This is a genomic window from Aliidiomarina iranensis (assembly GCF_003987135.1).
Taxonomy (GTDB): domain Bacteria; phylum Pseudomonadota; class Gammaproteobacteria; order Enterobacterales; family Alteromonadaceae; genus Aliidiomarina; species Aliidiomarina iranensis.
Window position 1 is genome coordinate 12,278 of sequence record NZ_PIPJ01000009.1, and the last position, 24,385, is coordinate 36,662.

General features: G+C 47.7%; 20 protein-coding genes. 15 read left to right on the plus strand and 5 right to left on the minus strand.

The window, feature by feature from the left end; translation table 11 throughout:
- The first annotated feature begins 36 nt into the window (after positions 1–36).
- From recG to hemB, 11 genes are all read left to right on the plus strand, one after another.
- Entirely contained in the window at positions 37–2,121 is a 2,085-nt protein-coding gene (gene recG / locus CWE08_RS10310) for an ATP-dependent DNA helicase RecG (RefSeq protein ID WP_126768032.1), read from the plus strand.
- A gap of 100 nt (positions 2,122–2,221) precedes the next feature.
- Positions 2,222–2,974: a bifunctional demethylmenaquinone methyltransferase/2-methoxy-6-polyprenyl-1,4-benzoquinol methylase UbiE gene (ubiE, locus tag CWE08_RS10315; RefSeq protein WP_338024017.1), complete on the plus strand. Its 753-nt coding sequence runs from the start codon at positions 2,222–2,224 to the stop codon at positions 2,972–2,974.
- On the plus strand, positions 2,974–3,567 hold the full coding sequence (locus tag CWE08_RS10320; protein WP_126768034.1) for a ubiquinone biosynthesis accessory factor UbiJ: 594 nt from the start codon (positions 2,974–2,976) through the stop codon (positions 3,565–3,567). The genes ubiE and CWE08_RS10320 overlap by 1 nt, the downstream gene beginning before the upstream one ends.
- A gap of 48 nt (positions 3,568–3,615) precedes the next feature.
- Positions 3,616–5,256 carry a ubiquinone biosynthesis regulatory protein kinase UbiB gene (gene ubiB, locus CWE08_RS10325; protein ID WP_126768035.1) on the plus strand — a complete coding sequence of 547 codons (1,641 nt, stop codon included), beginning with the start codon at positions 3,616–3,618 and terminating at the stop codon, positions 5,254–5,256.
- 146 nt (positions 5,257–5,402) lie between these two features.
- Positions 5,403–5,633, plus strand: a complete 231-nt coding sequence (gene tatA, locus CWE08_RS10330; protein ID WP_126768037.1) for a twin-arginine translocase TatA/TatE family subunit — start codon at positions 5,403–5,405, stop codon at positions 5,631–5,633.
- Between the two features lie 2 nt (positions 5,634–5,635).
- Positions 5,636–5,995: a Sec-independent protein translocase protein TatB gene (gene tatB / locus CWE08_RS10335; RefSeq protein WP_126768039.1), complete on the plus strand. Its 360-nt coding sequence runs from the start codon at positions 5,636–5,638 to the stop codon at positions 5,993–5,995.
- Complete coding sequence (gene tatC, locus CWE08_RS10340; RefSeq protein WP_126768040.1) at positions 5,995–6,726, plus strand: twin-arginine translocase subunit TatC; 732 nt, start codon at positions 5,995–5,997, stop codon at positions 6,724–6,726. Before tatB ends, tatC begins: the two co-directional genes overlap by 1 nt.
- Positions 6,723–7,424: a hypothetical protein gene (locus CWE08_RS10345; RefSeq protein WP_126768042.1), complete on the plus strand. Its 702-nt coding sequence runs from the start codon at positions 6,723–6,725 to the stop codon at positions 7,422–7,424. The genes tatC and CWE08_RS10345 overlap by 4 nt, the downstream gene beginning before the upstream one ends.
- 20 nt (positions 7,425–7,444) lie before the next feature.
- Positions 7,445–8,251 (plus strand): TatD family hydrolase, encoded by an 807-nt coding sequence (locus CWE08_RS10350; RefSeq protein ID WP_126768044.1) that lies wholly within the window; start codon positions 7,445–7,447, stop codon positions 8,249–8,251.
- Positions 8,248–10,059 carry a sensor domain-containing diguanylate cyclase gene (locus tag CWE08_RS10355; RefSeq protein WP_126768045.1) on the plus strand — a complete coding sequence of 604 codons (1,812 nt, stop codon included), beginning with the start codon at positions 8,248–8,250 and terminating at the stop codon, positions 10,057–10,059. The genes CWE08_RS10350 and CWE08_RS10355 overlap by 4 nt, the downstream gene beginning before the upstream one ends.
- A gap of 31 nt (positions 10,060–10,090) precedes the next feature.
- Entirely contained in the window at positions 10,091–11,101 is a 1,011-nt protein-coding gene (hemB, locus tag CWE08_RS10360) for a porphobilinogen synthase (RefSeq protein ID WP_126768046.1), read from the plus strand.
- A 21-nt stretch (positions 11,102–11,122) separates the two neighbouring features.
- Here the strand turns inward: hemB and CWE08_RS10365 are convergent, their stop codons facing one another.
- Together CWE08_RS10365 and rhlB are read right to left on the minus strand one after the other, a co-directional pair.
- Positions 11,123–12,604: a Ppx/GppA phosphatase family protein gene (locus CWE08_RS10365; protein WP_157981250.1), complete on the minus strand. Its 1,482-nt coding sequence runs from the start codon at positions 12,602–12,604 to the stop codon at positions 11,123–11,125.
- An 83-nt stretch (positions 12,605–12,687) separates the two neighbouring features.
- A complete protein-coding gene (gene rhlB, locus CWE08_RS10370) occupies positions 12,688–13,950 on the minus strand; it encodes an ATP-dependent RNA helicase RhlB (RefSeq protein ID WP_126768049.1) in 1,263 nt (420 codons plus the stop codon).
- A 99-nt stretch (positions 13,951–14,049) separates the two neighbouring features.
- Between rhlB and trxA the strand changes: the two genes are divergently transcribed.
- The 4 genes from trxA to fre all read left to right on the plus strand — a co-directional run bounded on the left by trxA (position 14,050) and on the right by fre (position 18,568).
- A complete protein-coding gene (gene trxA / locus CWE08_RS10375; protein ID WP_007419984.1) occupies positions 14,050–14,376 on the plus strand; it encodes a thioredoxin TrxA in 327 nt (108 codons plus the stop codon).
- 440 nt (positions 14,377–14,816) lie between these two features.
- Positions 14,817–16,079: a transcription termination factor Rho gene (rho, locus tag CWE08_RS10380; RefSeq protein ID WP_126768051.1), complete on the plus strand. Its 1,263-nt coding sequence runs from the start codon at positions 14,817–14,819 to the stop codon at positions 16,077–16,079.
- 311 nt (positions 16,080–16,390) lie between these two features.
- Positions 16,391–17,863: a 4-hydroxy-3-polyprenylbenzoate decarboxylase gene (gene ubiD / locus CWE08_RS10390; RefSeq protein WP_126768052.1), complete on the plus strand. Its 1,473-nt coding sequence runs from the start codon at positions 16,391–16,393 to the stop codon at positions 17,861–17,863.
- A gap of 3 nt (positions 17,864–17,866) precedes the next feature.
- Positions 17,867–18,568 (plus strand): NAD(P)H-flavin reductase, encoded by a 702-nt coding sequence (fre, locus tag CWE08_RS10395; RefSeq protein WP_126768054.1) that lies wholly within the window; start codon positions 17,867–17,869, stop codon positions 18,566–18,568.
- A gap of 39 nt (positions 18,569–18,607) precedes the next feature.
- Here fre and iadA read toward each other — a convergent pair whose 3' ends face one another.
- The 3 genes from iadA to CWE08_RS10410 all read right to left on the minus strand — a co-directional run bounded on the left by iadA (position 18,608) and on the right by CWE08_RS10410 (position 24,190).
- Positions 18,608–19,789 carry a beta-aspartyl-peptidase gene (iadA, locus tag CWE08_RS10400; protein WP_126768055.1) on the minus strand — a complete coding sequence of 394 codons (1,182 nt, stop codon included), beginning with the start codon at positions 19,787–19,789 and terminating at the stop codon, positions 18,608–18,610.
- 3 nt (positions 19,790–19,792) lie between these two features.
- Positions 19,793–21,322 carry a putative basic amino acid antiporter YfcC gene (yfcC, locus tag CWE08_RS10405; protein WP_126768057.1) on the minus strand — a complete coding sequence of 510 codons (1,530 nt, stop codon included), beginning with the start codon at positions 21,320–21,322 and terminating at the stop codon, positions 19,793–19,795.
- Positions 21,323–21,415: 93 nt separating this feature from the next.
- A complete protein-coding gene (locus tag CWE08_RS10410) occupies positions 21,416–24,190 on the minus strand; it encodes a TonB-dependent receptor (RefSeq protein ID WP_126768058.1) in 2,775 nt (924 codons plus the stop codon).
- Positions 24,191–24,385 lie beyond the last annotated feature (195 nt).

Consider the following 24,385-nt stretch of genomic DNA (forward strand, 5'->3'; position numbering starts at 1 on the left):
GCCCAGAAGCCTAAATTCGTTGGTAGCGCAATACTGATGAGTAATCGTTCAGCGCTGGCTGAAATTTCGGTAACAACACTCAAAGGTGTAGGGCCGAAAATGGGTGAGAAGTTGCAGCGCTTGGGCTTGAATACAGTGCAAGATGTTCTGTTTCATTTGCCTTCGCGCTATCAAGATCGCACTCGCGTAACGCCAATTGCGGCGTTACGCACTGGCGAATTCGCCACTGTGGTAGCGGAAGTGTTAGATAATCGCGTGCATTTTGGCCGCCGCCGAGCGTTGTTAGTGCGGGTAAATGATCGCAGTGGTACGTTAACGCTGCGATTTTTTCGTTTTAGCGCAGCACAGCAAAAACAGCTAGAAAAAGGCAATTCTGTGCAACTTTATGGCGAGATTCGGCCCGGGCCCACAGGCCCTGAAATGGTGCACCCGGATTATAAAAGCTTACAGCCCGGCGAGCCCATTCAGGTTGATGAGAGCCTCACGCCGATTTATCCCGCTACCGAAGGGGTGCATCAACTTACCTTGCGTAATCTAGCGTTGCAGGCTCTTAGCTATTTAAATGCGAAAAGTTTGCCAGAGCTTTTACCGGAAACGCTGCGCCAAGGGCTGCCTAATCTGCACGAAGCGATTCAAATATTACATGCGCCCCCTACAGATAGTGATCAAGAGCAACTTCTTGCGGGCTTGCACCCAGCACAGCGGCGTTTGGCGCTGGAAGAGCTTTTGGCCCACCAATTGAGCATGCTGCAGGCACGGCAACAAGCGCAAGCTGTAAAGGCGGTAGTATTGCCGCCGGCGCAACGGCTTAAGCAGGCATTGCTGGCGCAGTTGCCGTTTTCTCCCACAGCCGCACAAAGCCGAGTTGTTGGTGAAATTGAGGCGGATCTGCAATCGCCCATGCCGATGTTACGTTTGGTACAAGGCGATGTGGGCTCGGGAAAAACCCTGGTAGCCGCTCTCGCCGCACTTTCGGCATTAGAGGCGGGGTATCAAGTAGCATTGATGGCACCTACCGAGTTGTTGGCCGAGCAACATGCCCGAAGTTTTGCCATGTGGTTAGAGCCTTTGGGAGTTCGCGTGGGTTGGCTTGCTGGTAAGCTTAAAGGCAAGGCTCGCAGCAGCACCTTAACCGCCCTTGCTGAGGGGGATATCGGTTTTGTGGTGGGAACTCATGCGTTGTTTCAAGAAACGGTACAATTTCGCAATTTAGCGTTGGTGATTATTGATGAGCAGCACCGTTTTGGCGTGCACCAACGGTTAGCATTGCGCGAAAAAGGCGAGCAGCAGGGCTTACACCCTCATCAATTGGTAATGACAGCAACACCAATTCCACGAACACTGGCAATGACAGCCTATGCCGATCTCTCAACCTCCATCATTGATGAGCTACCGCCGGGCAGAACGCCAGTACAAACGGTGGCGATTCCTGATAGCCGGCGGCCTGAGGTGGTGCAACGGCTGCATGATGCGGTGAAAAATGAAGGCCGGCAAGTATATTGGGTATGCACTCTAATTGAGGAATCCGATGTGTTGCAGTGCCAAGCGGCCGAGGATACAGCTTTGTATTTGCAAGAAGCCTTGCCCGATTTACGTGTAGGTTTGGTGCATGGAAGGCAGAAAAGTGCGGAAAAAGAAGCCGTGATGCAGCAATTCAAAGCACATGAGCTCGATCTTTTGGTGGCTACCACCGTAATTGAAGTTGGCGTTGATGTACCAAATGCTAGCTTGATGATCATTGAGAACCCGGAGCGCCTAGGTTTGGCGCAATTGCACCAGTTGCGCGGCCGAGTAGGGCGTGGTTCGGTAGCAAGCCATTGTGTTTTACTTTATAAAACGCCCCTTTCAAAACAAGCGAATGAGCGGTTATCGGTTTTACGTGAGAGCAACGATGGGTTTGTTATTGCCGAACGAGATTTAGAGCTTCGTGGCCCTGGCGAGTTACTGGGTGCGAAGCAAACCGGTTTGGTACAAATGAAAGTGGCGGATCTCACGCGCGATAGTGATCTACTTCCGCAAATTCGAACGTTAGCGCAACAGTTGTTTAGTAAATATCCGCAACAAAGCCAAGCGCTGATGCTACGTTGGCTGCCCGATAAAGATCGCTACGCGCAAGTTTAACCCGCGTGCGCTTCTAATATTGCACAAAGAGCATTGGGCAAATGGCCGCCATCGTTTACACTAAGCGCTATCAGCAGTAACCAAAAGCATGGATAACATCATGAAAAACCAAGACGACAACACACATTTTGGCTTCAAAACCGTAGCGAAAGGCGAAAAAGCCAACATGGTAGCCGGCGTATTTCACTCGGTAGCGGGTAAATATGATTTGATGAACGATGTGATGTCGTTTGGTATTCATCGCTTGTGGAAACGTTACACCATTGATTGCAGCGGTGCTCGCCGGGGCCAAAAGGTTCTCGATTTAGCGGGTGGAACCGGTGATTTAGCGGCGAAATTTTCGCGCATGGTAGGCCCGGAAGGCGAAGTAGTATTGGCTGATATCAATGATTCAATGCTACGGGTTGGCCGCGATAAACTGCGCGATATGGGTATTGTTGGTAACGTAAGCTATGTACAAGCTGATGCCGAAAAGCTGCCGTTTGAAGATAACACCTTTGATTTAATAACGATTGCGTTTGGTTTGCGTAATGTAACCGATAAAGATGCGGCGTTGCGTTCTATGCTACGTGTGTTAAAGCCCGGTGGCAGGCTGTTGGTTTTGGAGTTTTCTAAACCAGAAGTAGAAATGCTCTCAAAAGCCTACGATATGTATTCGTTTCATGTGATGCCGAAAATGGGTGAGTTTATTGCCAAAGATAAAGATAGTTATCAGTACTTAGCGGAATCGATTCGCATGCACCCAGATCAGGAAACACTGAAGGGCATGATGGAAGAGGCTGGGTTTGAACAGGTGGAATATCATAATTTAACGGGTGGTATTGTTGCCTTGCATCGTGGGTATAAATTTTAATGTCGGTTTTACAAGTATTGCGAGCGGGTATTGAACGCAGTTTGAATTTTGCGTTAGCTGCCGATGCGGCATCGCCGCAGCGTTTGCGGCCATTAGCCGGCAAATGCTTTCGGTTAAGCATAGAGGGTGCGCCCGAACCTATCACCATTTTGTTTTTTGCAGATCGCATTAGCCTTATGGGGCCTGATTTTGATGTGGTAGATTGCGCGGTAAAGGCATCTTTAAGCGATTTGCCGGAATTAAGTGATGCCGGTAAAGCTACTAAGCTGCTGCAAAGCGGCCGTGTGCAAGTGAGTGGCGATCCGGTGTTGGCGCAGCAAGCGGCGCAGGTATTTAAGCAACTGGATATTGATTGGGAAGAAATGCTCTCTGCTTACATTGGCGATGTTCCGGGCTATTGGGCAAGCCAATTGGTAACAAAGCTAGCCGCCTTCAAGCCCGAACCGGGTACCTTTCAGCGCCGTGCTAGCGAATTTTTAACCCAAGAATTCAATGCGGCAGCGAGCCCACTGCAAATGGCACTGCTAACAGATGATATCAAAGTGCTAATGAAGCGTTTAGATACTTTAGAACAGCGTTTTGCGAACCGTTAATTCAGCACTAAGGTGTAAGCGGTATAGAACATAGGAGCACCATAAAAAGTGCGAGCATTACGATTCTATAAAATTATAAGTACCTTACTTCAGCATGGAGTGGATGAACTCATTCCACGCCGCTGGTTGCCTTGGTATCTTCGAGTAGTTCGCCACAGTGCATTTTGGTTGCGCAATAAGCATAAAGATAAGCCGCTATCGGTGCGGTTTCGCATGGCACTGGAGGCGCTTGGCCCGGTGTATGTGAAACTTGGGCAAATGCTTTCCACTCGGCAAGATTTGTTGCACCCAGATATGATTATACAGCTGAGCATGCTGCAAGATCGGGTGCCACCCTTTCCTGGGCAAGTTGCGCAGGAAATTGTGTGTAAAGCGCTCGAGTTAGACGCCATTACCGATTTGTTTGCCGATTTTAACACCACACCTTTGGCTTCTGCCTCGATTGCGCAGGTGCATACCGCTACCTTAATGCGCCCTGATAATGGCTTAGCGCAAGAAGTGGTGGTAAAAGTGTTGCGGCCCGGCATAAACCTCACCATTGATGCTGATTTGGAGTTGATGGAGGCGGTTGCGGGTGTTGCGGCGCGCTATCTGCCCGATGGTAAGCGGCTTAAGCCGGTAGAAGTTATTAAGGAATACCGCAAAACCCTTTACGATGAGTTGAGCTTAGATCGCGAAGCGGCAAATGCAATTCAGTTACGCCGTAATTTCACTGATTCTGATTTGCTATATATTCCTGAAGTATTCAGCGAATTTACGCGCAACAACGTGATGGTGATGGAGCGCATTTATGGTATTCCGGTAAATGATGTAGTGGCCCTTGAGGCTCAGGGTATTGATTTAAAAACCCTGGCGGAACGCGGTGTGGAAGTATTCTTTACACAAGTGTTTCGGGATAGTTTTTTCCACGCCGATATGCACCCGGGCAATATTTTTGTAGACCCAAACTCCGGCGCCAAGCCTCGTTTTTTTGCTGTTGATTTTGGTATTGTGGGTACGCTTAACAAAGAAGATAAACGATATTTAGCGGCGAATTTTATTGCCTTTTTCAACCGCGATTATCGCAAGGTTGCAGAGCTTCATATTGATTCAGGTTGGGTGCCAAGCCATGTGAATGTAGAAGAGTTTGAATCGGCAATTCGCACCGTATGTGAGCCTATTTTTGAGAAGCCGTTGGCCGATATCTCGTTTGCTCATGTGTTGCTGAATCTATTCAACACGGCCCGGCGTTTTGAAATGGAAGTGCAACCGCAGTTGGTGCTGCTACAAAAAACATTGTTATATGTGGAAGGATTAGGGCGGCAACTTTATCCGCAGCTTGATTTATGGAAAACGGCAAAACCCTTCTTAGAACGCTGGATGCATGAGCAAATGGGCTGGCGTGCGTTATATCGAAATGTAAAAGAACAAGCGCCATTTTGGGCAGAAAAGCTGCCTGAAATGCCTGGCTTGTTGTACGATACTTTGCAGAAGATTCAGCGCGGCAATCAGAGCCAGCAAGCTTGGGTGGAGCGAATTTTGATTCACCAACGGCAGGCTGCCGTAAGCCGGTGGTGGAGCCTTTTTGCGGCAAGTTTAACGGTATCGGCAGTGGCTTTGTTTGTAGCTACTGATTATGTGGTGGCGCCTTATATCGTGGGTGCAGGCGCTTTGGTAAGCTGGATTCAAGCCTGGTTTAGTAAGCCCTAGCTAGTAAACCTTAGTTAGTAAGCCTTAGCTAGTAAGCCCTAGCTAGTAAACCTGGGTTTAATAGGTGTTAGTTTAGTAAGCACTCGTTTTGAAAAGCTGGCGGCGTAACATTGAATAGATTAAGAACCCAATAAGAGGATAAGAGCATGGGCGGCATAAGTATTTGGCAATTATTGATTGTATTAGCAATTGTGGTGTTGTTGTTTGGTGGTAAGCGCCTGCGAAGCCTTGGCTCTGATTTGGGCTCCTCAATTAAGGGCTTCAAAAAGGAAATGGACGGCGATAAATCGGATAAATCGGAGCAAGAAAAAAGCAAGGACGAAATCAAGCCCAGCTCGGCCGATAACGATGATGACAACGGCCCCACGCGGCACTAATTATGTTTGATATCGGTTTTTGGGAATTATTGCTGATTGCGGCGATTGGCCTGTTAGTTCTGGGGCCAGAGCGATTGCCGGGCGCGATTCGCTCGGTTCAGCGCGGCTATGCAAAAGTAAAAGCTTTCGGTAGTAAAATGGAAGCCGAGTTAAACCATGAATTGCGCGTAAAAGAACTGCACGAGCATTTAAAACAAATTGAATCTTCTGCGGATATGGAAAACCTCTCGCCGGAGTTAAAGCGCTCGATGAAAGAACTAGAAGAGGCTGCGGCCTCTGTGCGTAGCCCTTACGCTGCCAAAGATACAGACACGGAAGCCAAGAACAACGATAGCGAGCCTGCGGGCAAAGGCGATAAATAATGCAAAGCCAAGTTGGATTGCTTGATCATTTAGTGGATTTGCGGAAAACGCTGTTACGCTCCTTTGCCGCAGTAGCCATCTTATTTTTATCGTTAGTTTACTTTGCTCGCGATCTATATCGTTGGCTCGCTGACCCTTTAATGGTGCACTTGCCGGCGGGCACGAGCATGATTGCCACCGATGTTGGCGCCCCTTTCTTTGCTCCCTTCAAACTTACTTTGATGGTAGCCGTATTGCTGGCAATTCCCTTTTTACTGCACCAAATTTGGCGATTCATTGCGCCGGGGTTGTATAAACATGAGCGGCGGTTGATTGCACCGTTGTTGATTAGCAGTAGTTTATTATTCTACGCCGGTATTGCATTTGCTTATTACGTGGTTTTGCCAATTGCGTTTGGCTTTTTCACGAGTATGGCACCGGAAGGGGTAACCATTGCTACCGATATTTCTAGCTATTTAGATTTTGTGCTGAAAATATTTTTCGCCTTTGGCATCGCTTTTGAAATTCCAGTGGCTATTTTGTTAATGGTTTGGAGCGGCACTGTAACGCCGGCGCAACTAAGGGCGAAACGCGCTTATGTGATTGTGATTGTATTTATTATTGGCATGTTGCTCACACCACCAGACATTATTTCGCAAACCTTACTTGCAGTACCGATGTGGATTCTGTATGAATTAGGTGTATTGCTATCCCGTTTTTACACAAAAAAATTAGAGGAGCCTGCGGAATGAAGCAAGTACGCAGCAATTTGTTATTGAAACACTTAGGTTTACCGAAGCAGCTAGCGTTAGTTTGCGCAGCAATTGCGATCATGGGCCCTTCTGCAAGCGCGAACGAAAACTCTGAGTTGGCAGAAGAAATGCGCGCATGTGCGGCGATTTCTAATGCGATGGAGCGATTGGTGTGTTTTGATGATTTAACTGCAGAACTGCCCGAATTTGCGGTAGCAGAGGAAGCGCGTGAAGCTGGGCAAACTCGGGGTTCAGAGCGAGCTGCCGATGCAGCAAGTGCTGGGCAAGCACGGGCGCAGCAAGCACGGGGTGAAGCTTTAAGTTCACGGGAACGTGCAGCACAAGAGCGGATTGCAGCGGCTGAGCGCCGAGCCGAAGAGGCAGAAGAGCGGTTAGCGCGGCAGCAATCAGCCCAACAACGGGCTGAAGCCGAAGCTGAACGGCGTAGAGAAGAGGCAGCGCGTAATCAACCACCAAGTAGCAAAACTTATGTTTCGGTTGCTGAGGCTTGGCAAAATCCCAGAGGGCTTTGGCGTTTTCGCTTAGAGAATGGCCAAGTGTGGGAGCAAACCTCATCGGAATCAGGTATTCGCTATCGAGAGAATCAACGCTATTACATTGAACCCGGTGCATTTGGTAGTTTCTTTCTTGGCACTGATGCCAACAATCGGCGCATGCGTGTGCGTTTAGCTGATTAAACGATAACGAAGTAGCGATTGTGTCCTGGGTAGATATCGGCGTTAACTTAACCGCAAGCACGTTGCAGCAGCGCGCTGATGTTGTGATTGCCGATGCTATTCAGGCGAGTGTTACTCGGCAAGTTATTGTAGGCACTTCAGTTGCCGAATCAAAGCAAGCGCTGGCGCTTGCTGATGCTTTGCCGGGTTGTATTGCTACAGTGGGTGTTCATCCACATGATGCGGTTAACGCCAACGCTGATTTTATTTCCCAACTTCAAGATTTAGCAAAGCACCCACTTGCAAGAGCCATTGGTGAATGTGGGCTGGATTATAATCGAAATTATTCCCCTCCGGATGTTCAGCGCAAAGTATTTGCCGCACAGTTAGAGCTCGCGGTTGAATTGCAAATGCCGGTTTATCTTCATGAGCGTGATGCGATTGGCGATCAACTGGCTATACTTGATCGCTATATTGATGCATTACCCGCTGCCATTGTTCATTGTTTTACCGGTGGTACCGATGCATTAGCAGCCTACAAAGAACGCGATTGCTATATTGGTGTTACCGGCTGGGTGTGTGATGAGCGCAGAGGTGTCGCGCTGCAAGCCGCCGTGCCGGAGATATCGCGCAATCGCCTACTTTTGGAAACCGACGCACCTTATTTAATGCCGCGCACCATTCGCCCGCGGCCGAAATCACGAACGAACGTGCCGGCAAACTTGCCTTGGGTTGCAGAGAAAGTGGCTGAGTTATGCGAACTTTCGCTTGCTGAACTGGCAGCAATAACAACTTCTAATGCGCAGCGGGTTTTTGGTATTTGGCCCCATGGGGAGTTAGCACCATGAATGTATTTGCCAAGGTATTGGCGGTATTTGCGCTAAGTATATTTGGGTTATTCACTAACACGAGTGTTGCGAGTGAGCCCGAGCTGCCAAATATTGCTTATTTCAAAGCAGATGATGTGGCGCTTTCGCTTGATGATGTTCGAAACATGCCGGCTGATCAATGGAATAGCATTGGTAATGAAGCACCTTCATTTGGTTATGATACAACCCCCCATTGGCTTCGGGTGGATGTGCCTGCGGCTGATTTCTATCGTTTATTGCAAATAGAGTATCCGTTGCTGGATCACGTTGATGTTTATTTCGTTGCCTTTGATGGCCGGGTTGAGCACCACTACATGGGCGATACTCAACCATTTTATCGGCGGCCGATTGCCGCTGATGGCTTTGTGGTGCCGGTGCCTTTTAACGATGCGCATACAATGTTTATTAGGGTGCAAACAAGCAGCTCGTTAAGCGTGCCTATTCGTATATGGGAAACCTCGGCATTTCACCAAGCCGAAGGCCCGCGTTATGTAGCCATTGGTTTGTATTTCGGTGTGCTGCTGTGCATGGTTGTTTATAACTTATTTGGTTATGTAGTTACCCGTGAAGCAAGCTTCTTTAGTTATTCAATTTATGTGGTGTTCACAGGGCTCCTAATGGCAGCACTCAGTGGGGTAGGGTTTCGTTATCTGTGGCCAAATGGTTTATGGCTGCAGGAGCGAGCGATTACCCTTTTCGGTGGCTTGGCGTTTGTTTTCGCAACCTTGTTCATTACGCAACTATTAAGCTTACGAAAGAAAAGTAAAGGCTGGCACACGGGCCTACTTATTTTGGGTAGCTTTGCCGGTTTAGTGGCGATATGTAGCCTTTTCTTGCCGTACGCCATTACTATTTTCATGCTGCTGCCGTTTTCCGTGATCGCGTGTTTTTATGTTTTGGTGCTTGGTGTTGCCATGTGGGTTAAAGGCATGCAGCATGCACAAATCTTTACTTTGGCGTGGTTTGCGTTTTTAGTTTCTATTATTTTCAATTCCCTTGGATATCTTGGCCTAATTGATGGCCAATTCATTCAACGTTACGCCATCATGATTGGCTCTGGCATTGAAGTATTGCTGCTTTCATGGGTTATTACCTTGATGTATTCAGCTGAGCGCACTGAGAAGCTTGGTGCCCAAGAGCAAATGTTGCAGCATGCAATGGCAGCACAAGAGGCACAGCGGGTTTTGAATGAAGAGCTTGAAACCCGGGTGGAAGATCGCACCCGTGAATTGCAAAGCGTGAGTGAATCCTTGCAACGGGCGAATGCTGAGCTTGAGCGGCAAAGTAATGAAGATGGATTAACCAAGTTGTTCAATCGGCGGTTCTTTGATACGCATATTTATGCAGAGTTTCAACGCAGCCGCCGAGCACATACACCACTGGCACTCGTGTTGTTAGATATCGATCATTTTAAAGTATTGAATGATACCTATGGGCATCAGGCTGGTGATGCGGTTTTAGTGGAGTTTGCACAGCGTTTACAAAAAGTGGCAACGCGGCTAAATGATGTGGTTTGCCGTTACGGTGGTGAGGAATTTGCAATTATTTTGCCGGCTACCGATTTAACGGCGGCCGAAACGGTAGCTAAACGCTTGTTGCGAGCGGTTGGCGAAACGCCATTTGCGAGTGTAGGCAATACCAACGAACCAATGGAAGTTACCGCGAGTGCCGGAGTTGCAGTAATTCGGGATAATATGGACAATGTGGCCGATTTGATTGCCGCGGCGGATCAAGCGCTCTATGGCGCGAAGAATCGCGGCCGCGATATGTTAGTGTTGGCGGATTGAACGTTAATGCATGTTGAGAATCTGGAGTGAAATGATGTACCCATATGGTGGTTTTCCTGTTCGTCGCCCTCGGCGCCTGCGCCGACACGAGTTTAGCCGGCGCTTAGTAGCCGAGAATGAGTTAACGGCTGCTGATTTAATTTATCCGATGTTCGTTCTTCCGGGCGCAGGTAAGCGTGAAGCCGTGCCTTCTATGCCGGGTGTTGAGCGAGTATCCATTGATATATTGGTGGCGGAAGCAAAAGAATTACACGCGCTTGGTGTACCGATGATCGCTATTTTTCCAGTAACCCCTGCTTCGGCAAAATCACTTATGGCGGAAGAAGCTTATAATCCGGACGGTTTAGCGCAAGAAGCAGTGCGGGCGATTAAAGCGGCCGTTCCAGAGATGGGTGTAATGACGGATATCGCTCTTGATCCGTTCACTAGCCACGGCCAAGATGGCATTATCGACGATGATGGTTATGTGCTCAATGATATGACCATCGAGATTTTGAAGTTACAGGCGATTTCACATGCAGAAGCTGGCGCTGATGTGGTAGCCCCCTCAGATATGATGGATGGCCGCATTGGCGCTATCCGTGAAGCGCTTGAGATGGCTGGGCATGTCAACGTACAAATTATGGCGTATTCCGCTAAATATGCATCTCATTACTATGGGCCGTTCCGCGATGCGGTAGGTTCTGCCGGAAACTTGAAAGGCGCTGATAAGAAAACCTATCAAATGGACCCTGCGAATTCTGATGAAGCTTTGCATGAAGTGGCATTAGATTTAGAAGAGGGCGCCGATATGGTGATGGTAAAACCGGGTATGCCGTATATGGATGTTGTGCGCCGTGTGAAAGACACCTTTAAAGTACCTACATTTGCCTATCAAGTGAGCGGCGAATACGCCATGCACATGGCCGCTATTGAAAATGGTTGGCTTGGTGAGGCCGTGATTCATGAATCGCTGTTAGCGTTTAAACGCGCCGGCGCCGATGGCATTCTTACCTATTTTGCGAAACGTGTGGCTAAAGATCTCGCCAAAAATAACCGCTAGATAACGCACTTGGTTTGGTGGTTAGCCTAAGCGCAAGCCACCAAACTGTTGCTGCCATTCACTTTCCGATTGATAGAGGCTTGATAAGTAAGGGTTTTGCTCTAAAAAACCTTCAGGAAAGCTCAGCACTATTTCATCTTCCTCAATGCTCAAGCTGGCTTCTGCGATCATGGCATCATTTCGGCGCTGGCACGCCAATACAGCGAGCCGCAGTAAACGGGCCAAGCGCGCGAGTAGCAAATGCTCGGGCAGATTTTCAGGTTGCTCATCGTCATCAATAATGCCCGCTATCGCCTGAACTAATGTTAATAAATGTTCGCGTTGCCGGGCATTGAAGCCAGGTAAGTTACTATTAGCGAGTAAGTAATGGCCATGGGAGCTGGCATGCTGGTAACTCAAACTTAAGCCAATTTCATGCAGATAACTAACGGCTCGAATCAGGTTTAAAGCTTCATCTTTGGCCAGTTCGCACCAATGCTGTGGCGCTTGTTGATAATAATTGAGTGCTACTTTATGTACTCGAGCGGCCTGGTGTTGATCAAGATGATAAGTACGAACCAAGCTATCAAGCGTACGCAACTGCACATCAGAGTGCTGGAGTTCCGCTAGCATGCCATAAATCAAACCTTCACGAAGTGCTCCTTCAGTGGCTTCAATAGTGGTGAGTTGTAGCCCCCGAAAGATCCCAATGAGTATACATAACCCGGAGATAAAAGTTGGTTTTCGGCTTTCTTTTAGGCCATGTAAATTCAACATATCGATATTGCCATGTTGAATCGATTCGCTAAGTAATTGCTCTAACCATGGGAGCGTGATGCGCTCCGGCATGCGGCGTTCCTGCGCAATTTCTTGCAATGCTTTGAAGGTGCCTGAAGCGCCAAGGGCGGTATCCCAACCATGTTCTTTATAAGGTTTCGCGTGGGTATTCACGATGCGCTCAACTTCGGCAATAGCCGCCGCACAATTGTGCTCAGTAATTTCGCTATCGGCGAAGAATCGATTGATCCACGTAACGCAGCCAAAATCTAAACTCCGCAAAATATTGGGTTGAAAGCCCTGACCAAGTGCCAGCTCTGAGCTAGCACCGCCAATATCGATGGCTAACATGCGGCCGTGATAAGCTGTTGTGTGGGCTATGCCTTGAAAAATAGTGGCAGCTTCTTCTTCACCAGAGATTATTCGCAAAGGATGGCCAAGTGTTTCTCGCACTTGAGTGAGGAACGGATCGCTATCTTTTAGTTTACGTAAGGTGGCGGTACCAACGGCAGTGATATTTTCCGGGGCAATATCGTTTACTCTATCAGCGAATATCGCTAGGCAATCTAAAGCGCGCTTGCGGGCTTCCGCATCTAAACTACCATCTTCTTGTAAACCACTGGCCAAGCGCACTTTCCGGCGTATTTTTGAAACAACCTGAACCGAACCTGCTACCAACCGAACCACCAGCATATGGAAGCTATTCGAGCCTAAATCAATAGCGGCATAATAATCGGTTGAGCGCATAGGTGAGGCACCTTCGTTGTTTGAACACATAAAAATGATAGAAAAAAGCGCAATCAAAATAATGATTGCGCTTTGCTGTTTGCTTAACTGCGGCGCTGGCGCGGGCCAGAACTACGCCGGCCATCTCGGCCGCTTTGTAAACGCCGTTTCTGCGGAATATGTGGGCGTTTCAAATCACTTAACAGTGCTTCGGAATCGTACTTGGTAACCGCAATTTCATGCTGAATATAGCTTTCAATCGCGGGTAGGTTATAGACGTACTCTTCACAAGCAAAACTAATGGCCTTGCCGCTGGCGCCGGCTCGGCCGGTACGGCCAATACGGTGCACGTAATCTTCACAATCGTCTGGCAAATCGTAGTTAAACACATGGCTAACCGCAGGAATATGTAAGCCGCGTGCTGCTACATCAGTAGCTACCAGAATATCGATTTTACCGGATGTGAAATCATCCAAGATTTTTAAGCGTTTACGTTGCGGCACATCACCGGTAAGTAAACCAACGCGGTGCTTATCTGCTAATAGCCAGTGATACACATAGCTACAGCCGTGCTTTGTATTACTGAACACAATGGCTTTATCTGGCCAATCTTCTTCAATTAAGGTGAGGAGCAACTTAATTTTATCGGGTTTCGAAGGGTAGAATAATTCTTCTTCAATACGAGCACCCGTCATTTGCTCTGGCTCAATCTCTACGCTGGTTGGATCATTCATTTGCTCGTAAGCAAGCTCACGAACGCGGAATGAAAGCGTAGCCGAGAATAATAAATTCAAACGTTCTTCGGCTGGCGGCATAGCACGCAACATGTAGCGCACATCATCAATAAAGCCGAGATCGTACATGCGATCGGCTTCATCGAGCACTACAACATCAATGTTGTTCAGCTTGTAAGCGCCTTGCTTGAAGTAATCGATAAGGCGGCCGCAGGTGCCGATAAGCACATCAACGCCTTCTTGCAATTCAGCACGTTGCGAATCGTAACCTTCGCCACCATAAACTACCGACATCTTCAGCCCGCAACTTTTTGCGATAGCTTCAGCATCGTTAGCGATCTGAACGGCGAGTTCTCGCGTAGGTGCCATTACTAGAGCGCGTGGCTGAGTTTCACCAGGAACACGCTGGGGGTGAGTCATTAAATGGTTGAATAATGCGACGAGAAACGCGATAGTTTTCCCAGTGCCGGTTTGTGCTTGGCCGGCCACATCTTTTCCCTGCACGGCAATAGGCAAGCTCATTGCTTGTATTGGGGTACAGTACTCATAGCCGATTTGCTTTAAGGCATCTAGCACTTTAGGATGCAATCCCAATTCGGCGAATTGGGTTTCAGTTAAATGTTTTGTAGTCATAGGTTCCAAGTTTAACAGGTTTAGACTTGTATTAAAAAACAGAATATAATGCGGTGCGTTAAAAATATACCCACGCATGCAACCGATTGGAGATGCAACATGAGTGACAATATTGTTCAGCTGAGCGACGAAGGCTTTGAAGCAGACGTACTAAATGCTGATCAACCGGTCTTAGTAGACTTTTGGGCCGAGTGGTGTGGACCATGTAAAATGATCGCGCCAATTCTCGATGAAGTGGCAGCAGAATACTCTGGCAAGCTTAAAATTGGCAAGCTTAATGTCGATCATAACAACGAAACGCCTCCGAAGTACGGTATTCGTGGTATTCCTACACTATTACTGTTCAAAAACGGTGAAGTAGTTGGCACCAAAGTTGGTGCAATGTCGAAAACTCAGCTCGCTGAGTTCTTGAACGAACACGTTTAAGTTTAGATAAAACGCCTTTTCGTTGCATAGTTTGCAATCTCGCGCGAAAAGGCGTTTAAAAACTGGACGATTTTTCAATTTAGTGTTACTTTTACTTCGCAGCAATTAATTCCTACGCGCTGCTGTCTGTGAACGAGCCCGTTACAGATTTGAAATCCGAATATTTGTATTACACTTTTTCGATAGTTCAAATTCGTGCCTTTTCGATTCTGCCGTAAGTTGATAATTGTACCTTCTGTAGATCCGAAAAATCACGCAAAGCGTTTAATCAACGGAACTGGCGAAAGGAAGCTTAGAAACGAATTTAATTACTATTAACGCAACATTGCTGAGCGCTATCACTTTGGCGTTCAAGCGGCTCTGGTTCTTTGGTTTACCACTAAATCAAACGCCCTAACCTGTGTTGCTCTCATCCAAAAACCTTGAAAACCAATCAAACTATGAATCTAACCGAATTAAAGAATAAGCCCGTTAACGAACTGGTAAACCTCGCTGCCGAAATGGGCCTTGAGAACATGGCGCGTTTGCGCAAACAAGATATTATTTTCGCGATATTGAAAGCGCATTCTAAAAGCGGCGAAGATATTTTTGGCGATGGTGCACTTGAAATCCTCCAAGATGGCTTCGGCTTCTTACGTTCGGCGGATTCTTCATATCTTGCTGGCCCGGATGATATTTATGTGTCGCCAAGCCAAATTCGACGCTTTAACTTGCGCACGGGTGATACCGTAGCCGGCAAAATTCGCCCGCCAAAAGATGGTGAACGTTACTTTGCGCTATTAAAAATTCGCGAAGTGAACTTCGATAAACCAGAGAATTCGCGCAACAAGATCTTGTTCGAGAACTTAACGCCACTGCATGCTAATGAGCGTTTGCGCATGGAGCGCGGCAATGGTTCAACTGAAGATATCACCGCCCGTATTTTAGATTTGGCCTCGCCAATTGGCAAAGGCCAGCGTGGTTTGATTGTTGCACCACCGAAAGCAGGTAAAACCTTGCTATTGCAAAACATTGCCCAATCAATTGCAGCCAATCACCCCGAGTGTGAGCTCATGGTATTGCTAATTGATGAGCGCCCGGAAGAAGTAACCGATATGCACCGTTTGGTGAAAGGTGAAGTTGTAGCTTCAACCTTTGATGAGCCAGCTAGCCGCCATGTGCAGGTAGCCGAAATGGTTATCGAAAAAGCCAAACGATTGGTAGAGCATAAGAAAGATGTTGTTATTTTACTCGATTCAATTACCCGTTTAGCGCGCGCTTACAACACCGTTATTCCAAGCTCAGGTAAAGTACTTACCGGTGGTGTGGATGCCAACGCATTACACAAACCGAAGCGTTTCTTTGGTGCGGCACGGAATGTTGAAGAAGGCGGAAGCTTAACCATTATTGCAACGGCATTGATTGATACCGGTTCAAAAATGGATGAAGTAATTTACGAAGAGTTTAAAGGTACCGGTAACATGGAACTTCACTTAAACCGTAAAATCGCGGAAAAACGTGTATTCCCAGCTATTGATTACAACCGCTCAGGTACTCGCCGCGAGGAATTACTTACTTCACCAGATGAACTTCAGAAGATGTGGATTCTGCGCAAAATCGTACACCCAATGGGTGAACTCGAAGCAATGGAGTTCCTCATTGACCGTTTAGCGATGACCAAAACTAACGATGAATTCTTCGATTCAATGAAGCGTTCGAAGTAACTCTCTCACGTTATTCGAAAACCGCTCTACTTGTCTTTCGTGTTGGAACAACCAACATAGAAGGGAAGTAGGGCGGTTTTTTTTGCACGCTGCTAAAGGCATCTCATGAAGCTCAGCAGACACCTAATTGCTGCTCTTCGCGCTAAAGATGCTGGAGATTTTCGGGCTTTATTGGCGTTCGTTGATGCATCTAGTTACTAAAAAGATTTGGTTTGTAGGGATCCTATAATGCAGCTTTCACCGTTCTTAAAGATGATCGCTGCGGCGAAACTGATATACTTCATTTACTCTTCACTGAATTGGCAGTTTGCATGAAATATCGTGATTTACGTGATTTTATCGCGCAACTTGAAGCGCGTGGTGAGTTAAAACGCATTTCTCAAGAGATTGACCCGTATTTAGAAATGACGGAGATAGCCGACCGCACGCTGAAAGCGGGTGGGCCAACGCTACTCTTTGAAAACCCCAAAGGCCATAATATTCCGGTGCTTGCTAACCTGTTTGGCACCCCAGAGCGGGTTGCCATGGGTATGGGGCAAACCGATGTGGCGGCATTGCGCGATGTGGGTAAGCTTTTAGCGTATTTGAAAGAGCCCGAGCCGCCGGCTGGTTTTAAAGATGCCATGAGTAAATTACCCTTGCTGAAAAAAGTATTAAGCATGGCGCCGAAAGTTTTGAAGAAAGCGCCGTGCCAAGAGGTGGTGATAGAAGGTGATGCGGTAGATCTTGGGCAGATTCCCATTCAACATTGTTGGCCGGGCGATGCGGCACCGCTCGTTACTTGGGGCTTAACCGTTACCCGTGGGCCGCAGAAAAAACGGCAAAACTTAGGAATCTATCGGCAGCAATTAATTGCAAAAAATAAACTGATTATGCGTTGGCTTAGCCACCGTGGTGGTGCGCTCGATTTCCGTGAATTCTGCCAGCAGAACCCGGGCCAACGATTTCCGGTATCAGTAGCGCTTGGTGCCGATCCAGCCACTATTTTAGGGGCCGTAACACCGGTGCCGGATACCTTATCGGAATACGCGTTCGCGGGGCTGTTGCGCGATAGCAAAACCGAAGTAGTGAAATGCCTTAGCAACGATTTGCAAGTTCCAGCGCACGCAGAGTTTGTGCTTGAGGGTTACATTGAAGCGGGCGAAACTGCGCCGGAAGGGCCGTATGGCGATCACACCGGTTACTACAATGAAGTAGATGAATTTCCGGTGTTTACGGTAACCCATATTACCCACCGTAAAGATCCTATTTATCACAGCACTTATACCGGCCGGCCACCTGATGAGCCTGCTATTTTAGGTGTGGCTTTGAACGAAGTGTTCGTACCTATTTTGCAAAAGCAATTTCCAGAGATTGTAGATTTTTACTTACCGCCGGAAGGCTGTTCCTACCGAATGGCCGTAGTGACCATGAAGAAATCATATCCTGGGCACGCTAAACGCGTGATGCTCGGGGTATGGAGTTTTCTGCGGCAGTTTATGTACACCAAGTTTGTTATTGTATGTGACGACGATATCAATGCTCGCGATTGGAAAGATGTTATTTGGGCTATTACCACGCGTATGGACCCAGCCCGCGATACGGTAATGATTGAGAATACACCAATTGATTACCTAGATTTTGCATCGCCAGTTTCTGGCCTAGGCTCGAAAATGGGGCTCGATGCCACTAATAAATGGCCGGGTGAAACGAATCGTGAGTGGGGTACGCCAATCGTAATGGATGAGAGCGTAAAAAAACGTATTGATGATCTTTGGGACGACCTCGGAATTTTGGATTCTTAATTTATGCCAGTATTTGATAGTAACGTACGCCGTTGCGAAGCGGTGAGTGAGTTTGTATTTTTGGTAGAGCTTGAACTGCCAGAGCCGATATCTTTTGTGCCCGGCCAATATTTAATGGTGGTAATGGGCGAAGGGGATATGCGGCCTTTCTCAATAGCCTCTACCCCAGCAGAAACGGATTTCGTTGAATTGCATATCGGCGCTACGGCCGATAACCCTTATGCGTGGGAAGTGATTGAAAAAATAAAGGCTGAGGGCGAGCTTACGATAAACCTACCAAGCGGCGATGCTGGCTATTTAGCCGGTAGCACACGGCCATTGTTGCTGGTTGCCGGTGGTACCGGATTTTCTTACACGTGGTCGATTCTGCAGGCGCATTTAGCCAGTGATAACAAGCGGCCGATTACGTTATTTTGGGGCGGGCGCAAAGCTAGCGATTTATACATGCATGAACAATTGCAAAAGCTTGCAGCAAACGACACGCGTTTTCAGTATGTGCCAGTAGCCGAGCAGGCAGAGAGTGAAAGCTGGCCAGGAATACGTGGGCTGCTGATTCCAGCCGTACTAGAGAATGTTCAAAATTTAGCGGATTATGATGTGTATATCGCCGGCCGATTTGAAATGGTGCGGGTAGCACGCGATGCGTTTTCCGCGCAAGGCCTGCCGAAAGAACAGCTTTTCGGCGATGCCTTGGCGTATATTTAAGCGCTTGTGTAAGCGCTCATGTAAGTGCTTATGTAAATGTTATGGCTCTCGCTGAAAGGTTGAATTCACGAGAGCTTTACCCTCACCCACTAAACGTTTCCCTCGCGCCCATACGGAATGAATTGCAAGGTTGCCTTCTTCTACTAAAACAATATCGGCATCAGCGCCAGGCGCAAGAATGCCTTTTTTCTTTAATCCTAGGTAGCGCGCAGCGTTTGAGCTAACTGCATGTAAGGCAACAGAAATATCAATATCATAGTTGTTAACGGCCTCAACAAATGCATCGTACACCGATCGCACTTGGCCCACCTGCAAACCAACCAGTGTTCCGTGAGCGTCAAAATCGGGCAAGCTAGCATTACCATCTGAACTAATGCTTATTTGAGTATGTGCAACACCATCCGCAAGTGCCTGAGCCAAGGCCGCTGCTGCGCTGAGTTCTCCTTGCGCTAATAATTCTGGTGTAGTGCTGGCAGTAACATCAAGCACCATACCCTTTGCGGCTAAATCATAACCATGGCGGAGCAAACTGAGCGATCGATTCATATGCGTGGGGTAGAACTGTGTTACTGGTACGGCAAAATCTTCAGTAACACTTCGTATTAAATCGAGCTTTTCTTCGGCTTCACCAACATGCAGAAATACAATGCCACGCTTGCCGCTAAGCATACCACCCACCCGAGCCTCAGCCGCAATTCGAGCTAATTCGCGAGCACTGGGGTGTGAACCGCGATGATCGGCTATGGCAACCTCACCAACACCGATGAACTTATCAATCAGCAAAATATCATCACGCACTGAGCCTAACAATGTGCGCACGGGCACTTCATAAGACCCTGTGTAACAATAAACTGTGAGCCCTTCGGTGCTGAGGCCGTTCGCCTTGGCTAACAAATCAGGTAATGTGCGGGTAGTAGCGTCGGTGCCTAAACCCGCTATCAGAGTTGTTACGCCAAACATTGAAGCATCGGTTAATTCCATGGCGGGTGTACGGGTGTGAAATCCGCCTTCACCGCCGCCGCCGGTGATATGTGCAAGTGGATCGACAAAGCCAGGGAGTGCGCACAAACCACTACCATCAACAACATCGATTTCTATGCCGGTGATTTCGAATTGTAGATTTTCAGCAATGGCTGCAATGCGGCCATCAACGATTAAGATGTCTTTTTGCTGCAGATATTCGGGCGCGTATAGGTTGGCCCCTTTAATTAAGGTAAGCATTACTTATTTATATCCTGTTATAACGGCTACAAGCATAATAATGATGCAGCACCCAGCGAGAAAAACCTGAAAACGCCAAATCGTTTTTAACCATGTTGCCCAATCCAATTTTACCGCTCCTAAACAGCCGATTAGTGCCGCTGATGTTGGAACAACGATATTGGTTAAACCATCGCCAAGTTGAAAAGCGAGTATGGCGGTTTGCCGGCTTACGCCCGCTAAATCTGATAACGGTGCCATAATGGGCATGGTTAGGGCAGCTTGCCCCGAGCCTGATGTCATGAAGAAATTAAACCCGCCTTGAAATAGCAACATACTTACCGCTGCAACATGCTCGGACATACCCGATAAGCTAGATCCCGCATAGTAAAGTAGTGTATTCAAGGTTGATGGCGTATCGGGTTCACCGCCACCGAGAATGAGAATAATGCCCTTGGCGAAGCCTACTATTAGTGCCGCAGGTAATAAATCTTGAGCACCTTTTACAAAGGCTTCAGACATATCATTCGCGCGAAAACGCTGCCCGAATACAGCCAATAAACCAATAATGATACCGATGGCAAAGAATTGGCTAGCCAGTTCAGGTATATAGTATCCGCGGGCAACCACGCCCCAAACAACCCACACCATTCCTAAGGTGAACACACTCAAGATGGCAGTATCGAGGTGAGTGAAAGGTTGCGTTGAGCTTTGAGCGTATTTCTCGTTAGCGGTACCTTCGTTAACGGTATCTTGGTTAGCGGTATCTTGGTTAGCGCTATCTTCGTTAGCGATTTTTGGGTCACTAGCGGCTGCACGTTGGCTCTGTGGTTGCCGCGTTCGCTTCGCGTAGCGCAAGGTATAAACCACACCAACGGTTGTGAGCAGTAACCAAACCATCATCCGAAAACCGGCGCCAGATAACAAGGGTACCTCAGCTATTCCTTGAGCAATCGCCACACTAAATGGGTTCATCCAAGAGGCGGCAAAACCAATTTGTGTTGCCACATAGGTTACTAACACAACGGTTACTTTATCGTAACCAAGCTTACTCATTACGGGCAGCAATACTAAGCAAAACGCAATCGCTTCTTCCCCCATTCCGAATACTGCACCACCGAGTGAGAACACGAGGAATAGTAGGATTAAGAAAAGTTGATCATAGCGTTGAGTTCTATGTATTAAAGCGAGAATGCCTCGCTCAATACTCGTGGTTTTCACAATGATACCGAACGAGCCCCCAACGAGAAGGATAAAGGCCATTACGCCAATAGCCGCGCCCCATTTAGAGCCAGAAACCATGCCTTCGAAAGGAATATTTGCAAGGCCAATTTCGCCACCTTCGGCAAACCACTTAAAGCCGCCGTCTCGAGGCACCGCTTGATACGAATCGGCTACTAGAACTTCGCGTTCCTGCACTCCAGAGGGTGTTTCGCGCACTACTGTTTCGGTACTAAATTGCCCTGCAGGAACCCACCACGAGAGCGCGCTTGCAAGCAATGCTACAAAAAACAGAATAACGAACGTATCTGGCATGCGCCAATGTTGTTGCATAACTTTCCTACGTCACTTAATTAGCACGGTTTATGAAAACACCCTAAAGAACAGCTTAATCTTTAGGGTGCCCGCTCATCAATATTGTTGCTCTTAATAGCGATAAGTGGCGCTTAAACGGTAAAAACGGCCCATTGTATCGTGGTTAAAGTGATCAACATTGGCGCTTGTACCATAAGCAAATGGTGCGTCGCGATCGAATAAGTTTTCGATATTAAAGCGCAGTGTGAAGTTCTCGCTGAGCTCGTAACCAATCGTTGCATTCACTTTTGTCCAGCTCGGCACTTTACGATCAGCACTGATACCTAAACGATCTAAATCGGATTGCAGAAATGCTTCGATATCATCATCATAACCGCTGGTATACTGCACGCGCAGGTTGCCAAACCACTCTTCACGATCCCAGCGTAAGGTATTCGTTACCACCGTTCGTGGGTATCGGAAGGTTCCGGCGAGTGCTTCCTCTTCAGCATTTTGCGAAAGCTGGCGATCAAAATCGAGCAAATGCGTAATATCCACAAGCCAAGTAAAATCGGCGATACCATCAACATCAAAATATTGGGTATAGGTGAAATCGAGCCCTTGGGTAGTTTGCTTCCCTAAATTTTCAAGTTGCAGGTGAACATCGCCCGCGAGCCTGCTGGTAACAATACCTACGCCATCTGCATCGCATTCTTCAAAGCCAACACCTTGGCTAACATCAGCGGGTAATTCGCCACAAAAACGCAGGCTCGGGTCGGTTAAGCTGCGAAGCAGCATGAATTCACCATCAACTCCCACAATGTTGTTATGTTCAAAACGCCAATAATCTGCTGTTACTGTAATATCTCGGTTTGGACTCCAAGCAAAACCAGCACTAAAGGATTCTGAATCTTCAGCCTCTAAATCTTCGTTGCCGAAAACTTTGGTGAGAATGTTGGTTTCAATTTGGGTATCGCCGCAATAATTGCCCCGGAATTCCTCTTTACACTCAAGGTTGAAGGAGCTTAGTGTAATTTCTGCGCCTACTTGGCTTAATGAAGGTGCTCGGAAAGATTGCGCCCAAGATCCGCGTAAAACCAAATCCTCAGAAGCCTCATAGCGAATGCCCACTTTGGGATTAAATTCACCACCAAAATCATCATAATAATCATAGCGGCCGGCCACTTGCGCATTTAATCGTTCGGTAATAGGAATAAAGAACTCGGCAAAAGCAGCCCATTGATCGCGGCTCGCTTGCGCGCCAGTAGAGCCAAAGCCAATAACACCAGGCATGTAGTTGTTTTCGAAAGTGCCACGCGCTAGAGGATCTGGATTATCTGAAATTTCTTCACGGCGAGCCTCTACACCAAACGCGGCAGAAAGCATACCATTTGTCATCTCGTATAAATCGCCTGAAGTACGAAAATCAATGCCATATAGCTTCGATTCGCCGTTTCTTGGTAATTGCTCCGATAACAATCCTAAAACTTGCTCGGAATTATTAGCTTGGCCGCCAAAAGGGTTATACCAAAGGCCATTTTCATCTGGAGAGCAATTCGTTGTTCCATCAGCGCAAAGTTCACCGAACAGAGCAGCCTCGAAGCGGGCGCGGTTATAAATTCCAGCTATAGCGCGTTGCTCAGAACTTGATTCCGAATACGTACCTGCAGCTTCCCAAAACCAGCTCCCCCAATTACCCTCTAATCCTGAAACTAAGCGTAAGCTTTCGGTTTCGTTACTAATGGTGCGGCCATCAGCAAAACGGCCCCAACCACGAATTTCGCTAAGCGGTGCTTCACCCAGTGAATCCCATAAATCTAGGAATCTATCACGCAGCTCTGCGGGCATGTCTGGATGATCGAAGGCGACATCATAACCGCTCCAAGGCGCAGCGGTGGAGTTGCTCGAAGCCTCTGTGCGTGAAAACATCAATTCGTTGAACCAAGTTACGGAATCGAATTCGTGTGTGAGCATTAAACCGGCACCGTAGGATTCGAGCGCAGTGTAGGTGGGCATAACGGCATTTTGGTTGTATTCGCAATACTCGCCAAATGCACCCGATTTACTCAAATCATCCGGGCATGTTGCCTCTACATAATCATCGTCATCAAAGAAACGCGTGTTCCAGCTCGGGTAAATACCTTGCTGGCTTGGAAAGAAGCTATTCGCGGTTTGCGCTCTATCGCGATCAAAAAGTGGCTCGCGGTCATAGTAATCGAAAAACGCGGTAATGTTGGTATCGCCGTAATTCTTACCCACAATCACATTCACGTTGGCTTTGCCATCGTTCGAGCTAGCCTCAGAGTTACCGTAGCTAATATTCACTTCGGCACCCTCAAAATCTCGCCGAAGTACATAGTTAATAACACCGGCAATAGCATCTGCACCGTAGGTTGCAGAAGCACCCGTGGCAAGAATATCAACGCGCTCAATTGCGGAGAGCGGTATCGAGTTAATATCAACAAAGTTTTCAAAATTATTGGCAAAAGAGCTACCGGTAACGCGGCGGCCATTGATCAGCGTTAATGTTGATGACGCGCCTAAGCCGCGAAGTGAGGCTGCAGCTTGGCCTACCGGTGAATCGCCCTGTAAAGCACCACTGGAAAAGGTTGAAAAACTTCCTTCGCCACCGCGAGTTTGCCCCACATCGCGAAGAAGCTCGCTTACCGTGGTGGCTGATGAGTTACGGATATCATCAAAGCCTATGGTAATCAGTGGTTGCGCGCCTTCCAGATCTACGCCGCGAATTTGAGAACCTGTTACTTGAATACGTTCCACTTTTTCCTGTGATTCGGCTTCCTGATTGTTGTTGTCGTCATCATCGTTTGCAAGCGCACTGCCCATAGCAAGGGTTAGAGCAGAAAGTGAGAAGCCGAGCAACGGCAGATGTAGTTTCCGGTTCTTCATAAAAGACCTCAGATTTTAATTATTAGTTTGCGCAAACGAACGATAAGGAGAAGCCCCAGTTCGATGCGAGTAGCCAAAATACAGACAGAGTGATCCCAGCGCGAGAAACTCGAAATATTTTTAGCTAAAGTTAAACGTTAATTTAATTAGTTGTGCGAAGTAGTTGAGCGATGGACACAAGGCCGCCGCAGCTAA

What these genes read in the sequence shown, in the direction of transcription:
- recG (WP_126768032.1), top strand. Translation starts at nt 37, where the DNA reads ATGAGTAATCGTTCAGCGCTGGCTGAAATTTCGGTAACAACACTCAAA.
- ubiE (WP_338024017.1), top strand. Translation starts at nt 2,222, where the DNA reads ATGAAAAACCAAGACGACAACACACATTTTGGCTTCAAAACCGTAGCG.
- CWE08_RS10320 (WP_126768034.1), top strand. Translation starts at nt 2,974, where the DNA reads ATGTCGGTTTTACAAGTATTGCGAGCGGGTATTGAACGCAGTTTGAAT.
- tatA (WP_126768037.1), top strand. Translation starts at nt 5,403, where the DNA reads ATGGGCGGCATAAGTATTTGGCAATTATTGATTGTATTAGCAATTGTG.
- tatB (WP_126768039.1), top strand. Translation starts at nt 5,636, where the DNA reads ATGTTTGATATCGGTTTTTGGGAATTATTGCTGATTGCGGCGATTGGC.
- tatC (WP_126768040.1), top strand. Translation starts at nt 5,995, where the DNA reads ATGCAAAGCCAAGTTGGATTGCTTGATCATTTAGTGGATTTGCGGAAA.
- CWE08_RS10345 (WP_126768042.1), top strand. Translation starts at nt 6,723, where the DNA reads ATGAAGCAAGTACGCAGCAATTTGTTATTGAAACACTTAGGTTTACCG.
- CWE08_RS10355 (WP_126768045.1), top strand. Translation starts at nt 8,248, where the DNA reads ATGAATGTATTTGCCAAGGTATTGGCGGTATTTGCGCTAAGTATATTT.
- hemB (WP_126768046.1), top strand. Translation starts at nt 10,091, where the DNA reads ATGATGTACCCATATGGTGGTTTTCCTGTTCGTCGCCCTCGGCGCCTG.
- CWE08_RS10365 (WP_157981250.1), bottom strand. Translation starts at nt 12,604, where the DNA reads ATGCGCTCAACCGATTATTATGCCGCTATTGATTTAGGCTCGAATAGC.
- rhlB (WP_126768049.1), bottom strand. Translation starts at nt 13,950, where the DNA reads ATGACTACAAAACATTTAACTGAAACCCAATTCGCCGAATTGGGATTG.
- trxA (WP_007419984.1), top strand. Translation starts at nt 14,050, where the DNA reads ATGAGTGACAATATTGTTCAGCTGAGCGACGAAGGCTTTGAAGCAGAC.
- rho (WP_126768051.1), top strand. Translation starts at nt 14,817, where the DNA reads ATGAATCTAACCGAATTAAAGAATAAGCCCGTTAACGAACTGGTAAAC.
- ubiD (WP_126768052.1), top strand. Translation starts at nt 16,391, where the DNA reads ATGAAATATCGTGATTTACGTGATTTTATCGCGCAACTTGAAGCGCGT.
- fre (WP_126768054.1), top strand. Translation starts at nt 17,867, where the DNA reads ATGCCAGTATTTGATAGTAACGTACGCCGTTGCGAAGCGGTGAGTGAG.
- iadA (WP_126768055.1), bottom strand. Translation starts at nt 19,789, where the DNA reads ATGCTTACCTTAATTAAAGGGGCCAACCTATACGCGCCCGAATATCTG.
- yfcC (WP_126768057.1), bottom strand. Translation starts at nt 21,322, where the DNA reads ATGCAACAACATTGGCGCATGCCAGATACGTTCGTTATTCTGTTTTTT.
- CWE08_RS10410 (WP_126768058.1), bottom strand. Translation starts at nt 24,190, where the DNA reads ATGAAGAACCGGAAACTACATCTGCCGTTGCTCGGCTTCTCACTTTCT.